Here is a 12,443-nt window from a genome sequence, read left to right on the forward strand (position 1 = left end):
CCCCTGGCGTTTTTTTCATGCCGCTCAATTGAGGACAATCATGTTCCGCCAAGCGTGTGCTCGGCTACAATAAGCGCTACATACATCGGGAAATCGGGTAGTTGTCCCGGCGTGCAACTCCGTTGAGCTAACCAGCAAGAGTAGCCAGCACCGCTCCCGCAGTGCAGAACGGCGAAGGCACCGGGAAATGGCAGACAACAGGTCAATACAGAAGGAGAAGGAGAAACAATGAGTGCATCCCACATCAAGGTTCCCGCCGCTGGCCAGAAGATCATTCCGGGTCAGCCGATTCCGAACAACCCCATCATCCCATTCATCGAAGGCGACGGCATCGGCATCGACATCACCCCGGTCATGATCAAGGTCATCGACGCGGCAGTGGACAAGGCCTACGACGGCCAGAAGAAGATCCACTGGATGGAAGTGTACGCCGGCGAGAAATCGACCAAGCTGTATGGCCCGGACGAGTGGCTGCCCAAAGAAACCTTCGACGCACTGAAAGAATACTCGGTATCGATCAAGGGCCCGATGACCACCCCGGTCGGCGGCGGCATCCGCTCGCTGAACGTGGCCCTGCGCCAGGAACTGGATCTGTACCAGTGCGTGCGGCCGGTGCAGTACTTCCAGGGCGTGCCGTCGCCGCTGAAGCAGCCGGAACTGGTCAACATGGTGATCTTCCGTGAAAACACCGAGGACATCTACGCCGGCATCGAGTGGGCCGCCCAGTCCGAAGCCGCCAAGAAAGTCATCAAGTTCCTGCAAGACGAAATGGGCGTCAAGAAGATTCGCTTCCCGGAAACCTCCGGCATCGGCATCAAGCCCGTTTCCATCGAAGGCACCCAGCGCCTGGTTCGCGCCGCAATCAAATACGCCATCGAAAACGACCGCAAATCCCTCACCATCGTGCACAAGGGCAACATCATGAAGTTCACGGAAGGGCTGTTCCGTGACGTCGCCTACAAGCTGGCCCAGGAAGAATTCGGTGCCGAACTGATCGATGGCGGCCCGTGGTGCAAGTTCAAGAACCCGAATACCGGCCGGGAAATCATCGTCAAGGACGCCATCGCCGACGCCTTCTTGCAGCAGATTCTGCTGCGCCCGGCCGAGTACGACGTCATCGCTTGCTGCAACCTGAACGGCGATTACATCTCCGACGCGCTGGCCGCTCAGGTTGGGGGTATCGGCATCGCCCCGGGCGCCAATATTTCCGACCAGTATGCCTGCTTCGAAGCCACCCACGGCACCGCACCCAAATACGCCGGCCAGGACAAGGTGAACCCAGGCTCGCTGATCCTGTCCGCCGAAATGATGCTGCGCCACCTGGGCTGGAAAGAAGCCGCCGATCTGGTCATCCATTCCATGGAAGCCGCTATCGCCGACAAGATCGTGACCTACGACTTCGCCCGCCTGATGGATGGCGCTACCGAGGTAAGCTGCTCCGCCTTCGGCGATGCGATGATTGCACGCATGTAATCCCCCCGCTATAGCGGGAGCAAAGGGCTTGCCAAGCGCAAGCCCTTTTCCATTGACTAATGACAAAAAATAGCAGCCTATTCGCCGCCAATTAGTGCAAGCACAGACACGTAAATTAGTCTAAATTAAATGTGCTGCCACCAAAATAAAAAACCCGCTTATAGCGGGTTTTTTCATCCAGCGCCGGCCTCATTAACCAAGACCGGCGATAACCATGGCGGTTACTGCGGCTGGATATTGGATGCTTGCTTGCCCTTCGGACCGTTCACCACGTCGAAGCTCACGCGCTGACCCTCTTTCAGGGACTTGAAGCCTTGCGTGTTGATGGCCGAGAAATGCGCGAACAGGTCTTCACCGCCCTCGTCCGGGGTGATGAAACCGAAGCCTTTAGCATCATTGAACCACTTGACAATACCAGTTGCCATTTTACTTCCTTGCATTTAACAGGCTGGTGAGGCCGACCAACAAAAGCTTAAAAGCGCTTCGGTTTTACCTAGGGCAAACCTCATTCATTTCAATTAAGCCAAGCACCAGACTCATTTCTACGCAACCGCGGCCCCAGCGTCAAGTCCAAGGTGAAAAGAATTCTCCCCCCCTTGAAAAAAATCCCGGCGGAACCAAAATAAAAGTGAAATGCCTCATTGCTGAAAGCCGCCATGTCCACGCAGTACAAGGACGACGCCCAACTGGAGGCGTCGCGGGCGAAGACACGCCCACCGTCGATGTATAAGGTCTTGTTATTGAACGACGATTACACGCCGATGGATTTTGTGGTACAGATACTGCAACACTTCTTCCACAAGAACCGGGAGCAGGCCACAAGCATCATGCTGCAAGTGCACACCCAGGGCCGCGGGGTGTGTGGTGTTTATACCAAAGATGTCGCCGCGACCAAAGTTGAGCAGGTGTTGCAGTTTGCGAAAGCTCACCAGCATCCGCTCCAGTGCGTAATGGAGGAAAACTGATGATTGCCCAAGAGCTCGAAGTAAGCCTGCACATGGCGTTCATGGACGCTCGACGCAAACGGCACGAATTCATCAGTGTCGAGCACCTGCTGTTGGCGATGACGGACAACCCGTCCGCCGCAGAAGTGTTGCGTGCGTGTGGAGCGAATCTCGATCAGCTGAAAAAACAGCTGACCGATTTCATCGACGAACATACCCCGACCGTGCCCGGCGAGACCGAGGTGGAAACCCAGCCCACGCTGGGCTTCCAGCGCGTGATCCAGCGCGCCATCCTGCACGTGCAGTCGTCTGGCAAGAAGGAAGTAACGGGGGCCAACATCCTGGTCGCCATTTTCGGTGAGAAAGACTCCCACGCCGTGTACTACCTGCATCAGCAAGGTATTTCCCGGCTGGACGTGGTCAACTTCATCTCCCACGGCATCACCAAGCAGCGCTCGCAGCCGACGCCCAACGAACAGCGCGACAACAGCGAGAGCGAAACCGAGGATGCTTCGGCCAACGTCGGCGGGGCGCTGGAGAACTACACCCAGAACCTCAACGCACTGGCACGTGAAGGCAAGATCGACCCGCTGATCGGCCGTGAGCACGAGCTGGAGCGCACGGTGCAGATCCTGTGCCGGCGCCGCAAGAACAACCCGCTGCTGGTGGGCGAGGCCGGTGTCGGCAAGACCGCCATCGCCGAGGGCCTGGCACGCCGTATCGTCAACGGCGAGGTCCCCGAGGTGCTCGACCGCGCAACCGTCTACTCGCTGGACATGGGAGCGCTGCTGGCCGGCACCAAGTACCGTGGCGATTTCGAGCAGCGCCTCAAGGCCGTCATCAAGCAGCTCACCGAAGACCCGCACGCGATCCTGTTCATCGACGAGATCCACACCCTGATCGGCGCGGGAGCAGCTTCGGGCGGCACGCTGGATGCTTCCAACCTACTCAAGCCGGCCCTGTCGAACGGTTCGCTGCGCTGCATCGGTGCCACCACCTACAACGAGTTCCGTGGCATCTTCGAGAAGGACAATGCCCTGTCGCGGCGCTTCCAGAAGATCGACATCAACGAGCCGACCGTGGAACAGACGGTAGAAATCCTCAAGGGACTCAAATCGCGCTTCGAATCGCACCATGGCGTGAAATACACCCAAGGCGCACTGGTGACGGCGGCCGAGCTGGCGGCACGCTACATCAACGACCGCCATCTGCCGGACAAGGCCATCGACGTCATCGACGAAGCCGGCGCGGCGCAGAAGATCCTGCCCAAGTCGCGCCAGCGCAAGGTCATCAACAAGGCCGAGATCGAGGACATCGTCGCCAAGATCGCACGCATTCCGGCCAAGACCGTCTCGTCCAACGACAAGAACGTGCTGAAGAACCTCGATCGCGATTTGCGCAGCGTGGTGTTTGGCCAGGACAAGGCCATCGAGGCCCTGGCGACCGCCATCAAGATGGCGCGTTCCGGGCTGGGCAACCCGCAGAAACCGATCGGCTCGTTCCTGTTCAGCGGCCCCACCGGTGTCGGCAAGACCGAAGTCGCCAAGCAGTTGGCCTACTTCCTCGGTGTCGAGATGCTGCGCTTTGACATGTCGGAATACATGGAGCGCCACGCGGTGTCACGCCTGATCGGTGCCCCACCGGGATACGTCGGCTTCGAACAAGGCGGTCTCTTGACCGAAGCCATCAACAAGCACCCCTACGCGGTGCTGTTGCTGGACGAGATCGAGAAGGCGCACCCGGACATCTACAACATCCTGCTGCAGGTGATGGACCATGGCACCCTGACCGACAACAACGGACGCAAGGCGGACTTCCGCAACGTGATCATCATCATGACCACCAACGCCGGGGCCGAGTCGCTGTCCAAGCCGAGCATGGGCTTTACCAACGCCAAGCAGACCGGCGACGAGATGGCCGACATCAAGCGCCTGTTCAGCCCCGAGTTCCGCAACCGGCTGGATGCCACCATCCCGTTCCGCATGCTCGACGAGAACATCATCCTGCAGGTGGTAGACAAGTTCCTGATGCAACTGGAACACCAGCTGGCCGAGAAGAAGGTGGATATCCACTTCACCGACATGCTGCGTCAGTACCTGGCCAAGAACGGCTTCGACCCGCTGATGGGCGCGCGTCCGATGGCCCGCCTGATCCAGGACACCATCCGCAAGGCTCTCGCCGACGAGTTGCTGTTCGGCCGTCTGGTGGATGGAGGCGAAGTGACGGTCACCATCGACGCCAACGACAAGGTCGAGTTGCAATTCGACGAAAAGACACCCTTGGCGGCGGAACCGGCCTGATTCCAAGGGCCAACCCGTCTCGATCACGCCCGCTCTTGCGGGCGTTTTTCTTGGCTCAACCGCGGGGATGGTGCTGTTCGTGCAGCCGGCGCAAGCGCTCCCGGGCGACATGGGTGTAGATCTGGGTGGTGGAAATATCAGAATGCCCCAACAGCAGCTGCACCACGCGCAAGTCGGCGCCATGGTTGACCAGATGAGTGGCAAAAGCGTGGCGTAGCGTGTGCGGACTGACCGGCGGCAGCCCCTGCCGGCGTGCGTACCCTGAAATCAGGTGCCACGCCATCTGGCGCGTCATACCCGCCTTGAGACGAGTGACGAACACCTGTTCGCAAGGCACCCCCGTCAGCAAAGCCGGCCGCCCTGTAGCCAGATACCGCCCCAGCCAGTCCTGCGCCACCTCACCCATCGGCACCAGCCGCTCCTTGCCGCCCTTGCCCAGCGTCATCACAACGCCGCTAGTGAGATCGACCTGCTGTAGCGTCAAGCCAACCAGTTCCGACACCCGCAAGCCCGTCGCGTACAAAACCTCCAGCATGGCACGGTCGCGCAAGCCCAGCGGCGTAGCCACATCAGGAGCCTCCAACAGCGCGACCACGTGCTTCTCCGACAGACTCTTGGGTAAGGGCTGCCCGTGCTTGGGACGCTCGAGCGCGGCAGACGGATCGTCAGGGCGTTGGCCGCTGGCGTGCAGATACTGGTAGAACCGACGCATGGCACTCACCAGTCGCGCCCGAGTGGTGGCCTTCTCCTGTTCGACCCCCAGCAACAAGGCGCGCTGCAAATCCGCCACGCCCGCCTCGACCAAATGCACCCCTCCCTCTTCGTCCAGACGCGCCCCCAGCTTGAGCAGGTCGCGACGATACGCTGACAGGGTATTGCGCGACAGACCATCGCTCAGCCACAGCTGGTCGAGGAACAGGTCGATCTGTTCAGCGTTGCTGCTCATGCCTCAACAGCCAGAACTTGATCGACAGGGTCTGCTCCGCACTCGAATGATTGAAGCCCCCCAAGCCGGAGCGCGCCAGCACACGGTGGCACGGAATCACGATCGGCAACGGGTTGTTCCCGCACGCCTGCCCTACCGCACGGGCTGAGCTGCCGAGCTGTTGGGCGATGGCACCGTAACTGACGGTAGCGCCAGAAGGAAGCGAGGCAATTGCCTGCCATACCCGTTGCTGGAACGGAGTACCCTGCGGCCGACACGGCAGGTCGAAGTGGAAACCGGGATGCCGGAAGTACTCCTGCAACTGGCGCTCCACCTCCTCGGCGAGCGAACCCGGCTCAGGTGACAAAAGCGGGACCGAGGCATCCAGAAACTCGATGCGGCTGACGACCTGGAACGGTGCCACGATGCCCAAGTGGCCAAACGGCGCAGCGATCACAGCGGTATAAGACATGACTGAGCCCGAAAAAAAAGCGCAAGGCGGATGCCTTGCGCTCTCATCATAGCCAACGGCCAGGCGATTAGCCTTGCTTGCGGGCCGGCAGCTTTTCCTTGATGCGTGCCGACTTGCCGGTACGACCACGCAGGTAGTACAGCTTGGCGCGACGCACGTCACCACGGCGCTTCACTTCGATCGAAGCAACCAGCGGGGAGTAGGTCTGGAAAGTACGCTCAACGCCTTCGCCGGCGGAGATCTTGCGCACGATGAAGGAGCTGTTCAGGCCACGGTTACGCTTGGCGATCACGACGCCTTCGTAAGCCTGCAGACGCTCGCGGTTGCCTTCCTTTACCTTCACCTGAACGATGACGGTGTCGCCCGGGGCGAAAGCCGGAACGGTTTTGCCGATGCGGGCAATTTCTTCTTGCTCGAGTTGCTGGATCAGATCCATGTCAATGCTCCTGGTTTTTCGGGAGATCTTGTTCCTGCTGGTACTCTGCCAGCAGCCGAGACTCCTGTTTTGTCAAAGGGCGGTTTTGCAGCAGGTCGGGACGACGCTTCCACGTTCTTCCCAGCGACTGTTTCAACCGCCATTTTGCGATCAAGGCATGATTACCTGACATCAGGATGTCCGGCACCCGCATGCCTTGATATTCTTCGGGTCGGGTATAGTGCGGGCAATCCAGCAGGCCGTCCACGAAGGAATCCTCATAAGCCGACTGGGCATCGTTGAGCACCCCCGGCAACAGCCTGACGACGGCGTCCATCAACACCATGGCGGGCAGTTCGCCACCGGACAACACGTAGTCGCCGATGGAGATTTCCTCGTCGACACGGCGCTCGATCAGACGCTCATCGATCCCTTCGTAACGCCCGCACAGCAGGATGAGACCGGGTCGCTGCGACAGCTCGACCGCCTTGGTGTGGCTTAACGGCCGCCCCTGAGGAGACAGGTAGACCACATGGCTCTGCGCCACGCCAGCCTCACGCTGTCGCTCTTCGGCCGCAGCTATGGCGGCCTCCAAGGGCTCGATCAGCATCACCATGCCGGGACCGCCTCCGTAGGGGCGGTCATCGACGGTGCGGTAATTGTCCGTGGTGAAATCGCGCGGATTCCAGGCACGAAAACCCCAGATGTTCTGCTCCAGCGCGCGTCGGCTAACGCCGAAGCGGGAAACAGCGTCGAACATCTCGGGGAACAGCGAGATAGCGTCGATCTGCATCAGTCGTCGAGGTTCCAGTCCACCGTGATGCGCTTGTCAGTCAGGTTGACATCAAGCACAAACTGGCCAACGAAAGGAATGAGCCACTCTCGCTTGCCCTCCCGGACCACCAGCACGTCGTTGGCGCCGGTTTCCATCAATTCGGCAACCTGACCGAACCGCTGACCGTCCTTGTTGACGACATCCAGGCCGATCAAATCGGACCAGTAGTACTCGTCGTCGGCGGTCTCCGGGAATTCGCTGCGCGGTATGGCAATCTGCATGCCGCGCATGGCTTCTGCCGCCTCGCGACTGCCGACGCCTTCGAGCTTGGCGGCCAGCGCCTTGGGCTGGACCAGCCCGTCTTCGAAACGATAGGATGACCATTGGCCATCCCGCCCCAGCCACCAGACCGGGTAGTCGAACAGGCTGTCTGCGGACCCGGTGTCGGCATGGATTTTCACCCAGCCACGAACACCAAAGGCGCCGCGCACATACCCCATCAAGACGAGATCATCGTTGCGCATGCGCCTCAAACCCTGCGTGTATCAGCAGACTGCAATCAGGCAGCTACTTTTTGCTCTTTAACCAGCTTGGCAACGGCGTCGCTCAGTTGAGCACCAACGTTGATCCAGTGGTTCAGACGGTCAGCGGCGAGGCGAACGCGTTCTTCTTTGTCGTTGGCAACCGGGTTGTAGAAGCCCAGGCGCTCGATGAAGCGACCGTCGCGACGGTTGCGGGAGTCGGTCACCACGATGTTGTAGAACGGACGGTTCTTGGAGCCGCCGCGGGCCAGACGAATCACTACCATTGTCGATTGTCCTTGAATAAAAACGGTATCGTAGAAAAGCCCACGATTTTAGGGCAGTTTTCCCTTATCTTGCAAGCGCTTATTCCGGCCGTGTGTCGGGGCCGGCTACGCCTGCAACACCTTGGTGACCAGCATCAGTGCCCGGTCTTCCGGATGGTACTCGCTGGAGAAGCCCAGTTTGTGCATCAGCTTGAGCATGCCCTTGTTGCCGGAGAGCACCTCGCCACGCATCACTTTCAGCCCCTGGTCACGGGCGGCGTCGAACAACGCGCTCATCAGGATGAAGCCGATCCCTTTGCCCTGCCACTGGTCGGCTACCTCCAGAGCGAACTCGCAGCTCTCGTTATCAGGGTCGGTAACGTAACGAGCCACGGCCAGTTGCTCTTCCCCTTGCGCCGTCTCGCGGGTCATGGCCAGCGCCATCTCGCGGTCGTAGTCGAGCTGGGTAAAGCGCACCAGCATGCTTTGCGACAGTTGCTTGATGCTGGACATATAGCGGTTGTAGCGGCTTTCCTCGGAAAGGTTGCGCACGAACTCCTGCTGCATCTGCGCATCCTCCGGGCGCACCGGACGGATGGTCACCTGGGTCTGATCCTTGAGGCGGGAGCACACCACCATGTGCGAGGGATACGGCATGATCGCCATGTGACGGTACGGCTTGCCGCCCGCGCCCCCCTTCTGCACGATGATGCGTGCGTCCAGCGCCATCACCCCCTGCTCGTCGGCCAGCAAGGGGTTGATGTCCATCTCGCGAATTTCGGGCAATTCGCAGATCATTTCCGACACCCGCAACAGCACCTCTTTCAGCTGGTCGATATCGATCGCCGGCAGGTTCTTGAAGGGGCCGAGAATCTGCCCGATGCGTGTCTTGCCGATCAGGCTCTCGACCAGGTAGTGGTTGAGCGGCGGCAGAGCCAGCGCACGGTCGTTCATGACCTCGACGGCGATGCCGCCGGCGCCGAAGGTGATGACCGGGCCGAAAGCGTTGTCGTGCGTCACGCCGACCATCACCTCGCGCGCGAATCGTCGGCTGCGCATCGGCTGCACCGACACCCCCGAGATGGCCGCCTCGGGGCGGGCCTGGCGGCAGCGTTCGACGATGGAGGCAAATGCCTCTCGCAGTGCCGCCGCACTACTGATGTTGAGTTCGACGCCGCCGACATCGGACTTGTAGATGATGTCCGGCGAATCGATCTTCAGCACCACCGGGTAGCCGGTTTCTTCGGCCAACCTCACGGCCTCGTCGGAGTCGCGCGCCAGCCGGGTCGGGTTGACCGGGATGTTGAAGGCCGACAGCACCTCCTTCGACTCGCGCTCCGACAGGATGACCCGCCCTTCCGCCAGGGCGGCATTGATCAGCGTGCGCGCGCGCGCCACGTCGGGAGACACCTGCTTGCCCTCGAGCGGCCCCGGCGTCTGCAGCAGCAAGCGCTGGTTGTGATGGTAGGCCGCCAGGTTGCGGAACACTTCCACGGCATACTCCGGGGCGCGGAAATGGGCACACTTGGCCTTACTGAACAGTTCCCGGCTCTCCGAAACCTTGGCGTCGCCCAGCCAGGACAGCAGGATCGGCTTGGTCGACTCGCGCTGCAGCCCCACCATCAGCTGCGCGGTGGTCAGATGATCGGTACCGGCCTGCGGCGTGAAGATGACCAGCACGCCGTCCACGTTGGCGTCATCAAGGCAGGCCTTGACCGCCGTGCGAAAACGCACCGGGCTGGCATCGCCGATGATGTCGACCGGGTTACCGTGCGACCAGTTGCGCGGCAGCGCGTCGTTGAGCAACTCCATGGTCGGCTCCGACAGCTTCGCCAGCTCCACACCGTTGAGATAGGCACTGTCCGCCGCCAACACGCCTGGGCCGATGCCGTTGGTGACGATGGCCAGACGCCGCCCCTGCACCCGGAAACTGGCGGCCAATACCTTGGCGGCCGTGAATAGCTGGGAGATCGAGCCCACCCGCAGCACACCGGCGCGCGACAGCGCGGCGTCGAACACGTCAGCGCTCTCGACCAGATTGCTGGAATGGGTCAGGCCGGTCACATCATCCTCGTAGCGGCCGGACTTGATCACCACCACCGGCTTGGTACGGGCGGCGGCACGCAACGCGCTGATGAAGCGACGCGCATCATGGATGTGGTGGACGTGCAACAGTATGCCCTGGGTGAAGGTATCGGCCACCAGGTAATCGAGGATTTCGCCGAAATCGACGTCCAGCCCCTCCCCCACCGAAATCACGCTGGAAAACCCGATGCCCTTGCTATCGGCCCAGTCCAGCATCGCGGTGCACAGGGCGCTGGATTGCGATACCAGCGCCAGGTTGCCGGGGCGTACCTTGCTGGAGTAGTTGGAAGCGTTGAAGCCCGCCACCGGGCGCATCAGTCCCAGCACGTTGGGGCCCAGCACGCGGATGCCGAAGTGCCGGGCGATCGACAACGACTCCTTGAGAATTTCACGCTCCAGCTGCTCGCTGTCGGCGAACTCCTTGGCCAGCAGCACCGCCTTCACGCCCTTCTTGCCGCAATCGCGCAGGATGGCCGGCAAGGCTCTCAGCGCCGTGGTCACCACGGCCAGTTCCACCTCGCCCTCGATCAGCCGTACCGATGGCACCGCCCGCATCCCCCCGACCACCTTGTGGTTGAGGTTGACGGGGAACAGCTTGCCCTGGAAATTGCCCGCCAGCAGGCTCGCAAATACCGCCTGGCCAATCGAGCCAGGGGTATCGCTGGCGCCGACGACGGCGACGGCGCGAGGAGAAAACAGGGGAGTGAGATAGTGCGGTTTCATGGCAACCCATCCGATGTGCTGATCTGAACCGGAACCCGGCCTCCCACAGAGGCGTCAGAGACCATTCGGCCTGCAAGGTAACGTGATCGATGTGAAAGCAATACGTCAAACGGCGCTGAGACTCGGCCAGCCGGACCGTCCCTGCCTGCAACGCGGTGATGCCAATGAGGCGCAGGACACGGCGCGCCACTCTATCGACATATACCACACCAGCCCGACATGCGCAGAGCCTACACCCTTCACTACCCTGCTTCGACCACGACAAAAGCGGCATAAGACGATTGAGGGCCTGCGCACAGCCAACCCCACAATCGGGCATCGGCCGGACTGTCAGCCCAGGTGGTGACCGAACCGCGATACCCCGGCACCCTTCTCCTCGGCCCCTCAGACCGACGAGCGAGCCAGAACCCGCCACCATGCGGGACATGGCCTGACAAGGACCATCCTGTGCCACAACCTGGCTTGCCTTTGGCATCAAGCGCACGTAGCGGCTGGTAAGCCGGGCTCAATATTGTTAATCTTTACCCTTTAGATACAAACCTTCATTGCGCCGTGTCAAAGGAAGATGCCGAAGCTTCCCCAGCGCGGCCGGAGCCAAGGTCATCATGACGAAACGCGTCGTCACACTCGCACACTATTACACCCAGCCTGAAATTCAGCAGATGGCGGACAAGGTAGGGGACAGCCTGGAATTGTCGCTCTACGCCCGTGAAGCCGAGGCTGACATCATCGTGTTCGCCGGCGTCCGCTTCATGGCGGAAACGGCCAAAATCCTCAACCCGCAGGCCGAGGTGATCCTGCCGGATGCAGGGTCGACCTGCTCGCTGGTCACCCAGACCGACGTCGCCGCGCTGAAAGCCTGGCGCGAAGAGCACGCCGATTACGTCCATGTGTCGTACATCAACTCCAGCGCCGAGCACAAGGCACTGTCGGACTGGATCGTCACCAGCCGCAACGTCGATGACATTATCGCGCATCTCTACGAGCAGGGTAAGAAAGTCATCTTCTCGCCCGACCGCAACATGGGCGCCTACCTGAACTACCAGTACGGCTACGACATGCCGCTGTGGTCGGCGGTATGCGAGGTGCACGACAAGTTCAACGAGGCCGCCCTCAACGAAGCGCTGAATGCCGTCACCGGCGAAGCCCACCTCATCGCCCACCCGGAAAGCCCGCTGCCGGTGCTCAAACGCGCCGATTACGTCGGCTCGACCTCGGGCATGCTGAACTGGGTCAAGCAGTTCAAGGGAGGTCCGGACGCCGTGATCTTCGTCGCCACCGAAGACGGCATCCTGTACAACATGAGCCAGGCCCGGCCGGATCTGGACCTGCGCCAGGCGCCGATCTATGCCGGCTGCCAGTGCAACTCCTGTCCTTACATGAAGATGAACACCATCGAGGCCGTCAAGCACGCCCAGCAAGGCGGTGGTACGCACATCGACTACCTCAGCACAGAACAGATGGACGCCGCACGGGTGCCCATCGAGCGCATGCTGGAATTCAGCCGACGCTACTACGCCTGACCCAGAAACCCGCCTTTCGGC

The 12,443-nt window shown here is 61.0% G+C and carries 12 protein-coding genes; 4 read left to right on the forward strand and 8 right to left on the reverse strand.

The window, feature by feature from the left end; genetic code table 11:
• Positions 1-228 precede the first annotated feature (228 nt).
• Entirely contained in the window at positions 229-1,473 is a 1,245-nt protein-coding gene (icd, locus tag FURADRAFT_RS06770; RefSeq protein WP_008953390.1) for an NADP-dependent isocitrate dehydrogenase, read from the forward strand.
• A gap of 221 nt (positions 1,474-1,694) precedes the next feature.
• Here icd and FURADRAFT_RS06775 read toward each other — a convergent pair whose 3' ends face one another.
• Positions 1,695-1,898 carry a cold-shock protein gene (locus tag FURADRAFT_RS06775; RefSeq protein WP_008953391.1) on the reverse strand — a complete coding sequence of 68 codons (204 nt, stop codon included), beginning with the start codon at positions 1,896-1,898 and terminating at the stop codon, positions 1,695-1,697.
• Between the two features lie 231 nt (positions 1,899-2,129).
• On the opposite strand from FURADRAFT_RS06775, the gene clpS reads away from it, so the two are divergent.
• Positions 2,130-2,438 carry an ATP-dependent Clp protease adapter ClpS gene (clpS, locus tag FURADRAFT_RS06780; RefSeq protein WP_008953392.1) on the forward strand — a complete coding sequence of 103 codons (309 nt, stop codon included), beginning with the start codon at positions 2,130-2,132 and terminating at the stop codon, positions 2,436-2,438.
• A complete protein-coding gene (gene clpA / locus FURADRAFT_RS06785; protein WP_008953393.1) occupies positions 2,438-4,717 on the forward strand; it encodes an ATP-dependent Clp protease ATP-binding subunit ClpA in 2,280 nt (759 codons plus the stop codon). Before clpS ends, clpA begins: the two co-directional genes overlap by 1 nt.
• 55 nt (positions 4,718-4,772) lie before the next feature.
• Here clpA and xerD read toward each other — a convergent pair whose 3' ends face one another.
• From xerD to FURADRAFT_RS06820, 7 genes are all read right to left on the reverse strand, one after another.
• Positions 4,773-5,663, reverse strand: a complete 891-nt coding sequence (xerD, locus tag FURADRAFT_RS06790) for a site-specific tyrosine recombinase XerD (RefSeq protein WP_008953394.1) — start codon at positions 5,661-5,663, stop codon at positions 4,773-4,775.
• On the reverse strand, positions 5,647-6,114 hold the full coding sequence (locus tag FURADRAFT_RS06795; RefSeq protein ID WP_008953395.1) for a methylated-DNA--[protein]-cysteine S-methyltransferase: 468 nt from the start codon (positions 6,112-6,114) through the stop codon (positions 5,647-5,649). Before FURADRAFT_RS06795 ends, xerD begins: the two co-directional genes overlap by 17 nt.
• Before the next feature lie 67 nt (positions 6,115-6,181).
• On the reverse strand, positions 6,182-6,550 hold the full coding sequence (rplS, locus tag FURADRAFT_RS06800; RefSeq protein WP_008953396.1) for a 50S ribosomal protein L19: 369 nt from the start codon (positions 6,548-6,550) through the stop codon (positions 6,182-6,184).
• A gap of 1 nt (position 6,551) precedes the next feature.
• Positions 6,552-7,322 (reverse strand): tRNA (guanosine(37)-N1)-methyltransferase TrmD, encoded by a 771-nt coding sequence (trmD, locus tag FURADRAFT_RS06805; RefSeq protein WP_008953397.1) that lies wholly within the window; start codon positions 7,320-7,322, stop codon positions 6,552-6,554.
• Positions 7,322-7,828, reverse strand: a complete 507-nt coding sequence (gene rimM, locus FURADRAFT_RS06810) for a ribosome maturation factor RimM (RefSeq protein WP_008953398.1) — start codon at positions 7,826-7,828, stop codon at positions 7,322-7,324. The genes trmD and rimM overlap by 1 nt, the downstream gene beginning before the upstream one ends.
• A gap of 35 nt (positions 7,829-7,863) precedes the next feature.
• The gene (gene rpsP, locus FURADRAFT_RS06815; protein ID WP_008953399.1) at positions 7,864-8,112 is read right to left on the reverse strand and encodes a 30S ribosomal protein S16; all 249 of its coding nucleotides are present in this window, start codon (positions 8,110-8,112) and stop codon (positions 7,864-7,866) included.
• Positions 8,113-8,217: 105 nt separating this feature from the next.
• The gene (locus tag FURADRAFT_RS06820) at positions 8,218-10,899 is read right to left on the reverse strand and encodes a bifunctional acetate--CoA ligase family protein/GNAT family N-acetyltransferase (protein ID WP_008953400.1); all 2,682 of its coding nucleotides are present in this window, start codon (positions 10,897-10,899) and stop codon (positions 8,218-8,220) included.
• A 605-nt stretch (positions 10,900-11,504) separates the two neighbouring features.
• Between FURADRAFT_RS06820 and nadA the strand changes: the two genes are divergently transcribed.
• Entirely contained in the window at positions 11,505-12,422 is a 918-nt protein-coding gene (gene nadA, locus FURADRAFT_RS06825; protein WP_008953401.1) for a quinolinate synthase NadA, read from the forward strand.
• Positions 12,423-12,443: the final 21 nt, after the last annotated feature.

The sequence above is a fragment of the Pseudogulbenkiania ferrooxidans 2002 genome, from assembly GCF_000174355.1.
Classification (GTDB): Bacteria; Pseudomonadota; Gammaproteobacteria; order Burkholderiales; family Chromobacteriaceae; genus Pseudogulbenkiania; species Pseudogulbenkiania ferrooxidans.

Bases quoted from the DNA above. Each gene is read 5' to 3' on its own strand.
- icd (WP_008953390.1), top strand. From the start codon at position 229: ATGAGTGCATCCCACATCAAGGTTCCCGCCGCTGGCCAGAAGATCATT.
- FURADRAFT_RS06775 (WP_008953391.1), bottom strand. From the start codon at position 1,898: ATGGCAACTGGTATTGTCAAGTGGTTCAATGATGCTAAAGGCTTCGGT.
- clpS (WP_008953392.1), top strand. From the start codon at position 2,130: ATGTCCACGCAGTACAAGGACGACGCCCAACTGGAGGCGTCGCGGGCG.
- clpA (WP_008953393.1), top strand. From the start codon at position 2,438: ATGATTGCCCAAGAGCTCGAAGTAAGCCTGCACATGGCGTTCATGGAC.
- xerD (WP_008953394.1), bottom strand. From the start codon at position 5,663: ATGAGCAGCAACGCTGAACAGATCGACCTGTTCCTCGACCAGCTGTGG.
- FURADRAFT_RS06795 (WP_008953395.1), bottom strand. From the start codon at position 6,114: ATGTCTTATACCGCTGTGATCGCTGCGCCGTTTGGCCACTTGGGCATC.
- rplS (WP_008953396.1), bottom strand. From the start codon at position 6,550: ATGGATCTGATCCAGCAACTCGAGCAAGAAGAAATTGCCCGCATCGGC.
- trmD (WP_008953397.1), bottom strand. From the start codon at position 7,322: ATGCAGATCGACGCTATCTCGCTGTTCCCCGAGATGTTCGACGCTGTT.
- rimM (WP_008953398.1), bottom strand. From the start codon at position 7,828: ATGCGCAACGATGATCTCGTCTTGATGGGGTATGTGCGCGGCGCCTTT.
- rpsP (WP_008953399.1), bottom strand. From the start codon at position 8,112: ATGGTAGTGATTCGTCTGGCCCGCGGCGGCTCCAAGAACCGTCCGTTC.
- FURADRAFT_RS06820 (WP_008953400.1), bottom strand. From the start codon at position 10,899: ATGAAACCGCACTATCTCACTCCCCTGTTTTCTCCTCGCGCCGTCGCC.
- nadA (WP_008953401.1), top strand. From the start codon at position 11,505: ATGACGAAACGCGTCGTCACACTCGCACACTATTACACCCAGCCTGAA.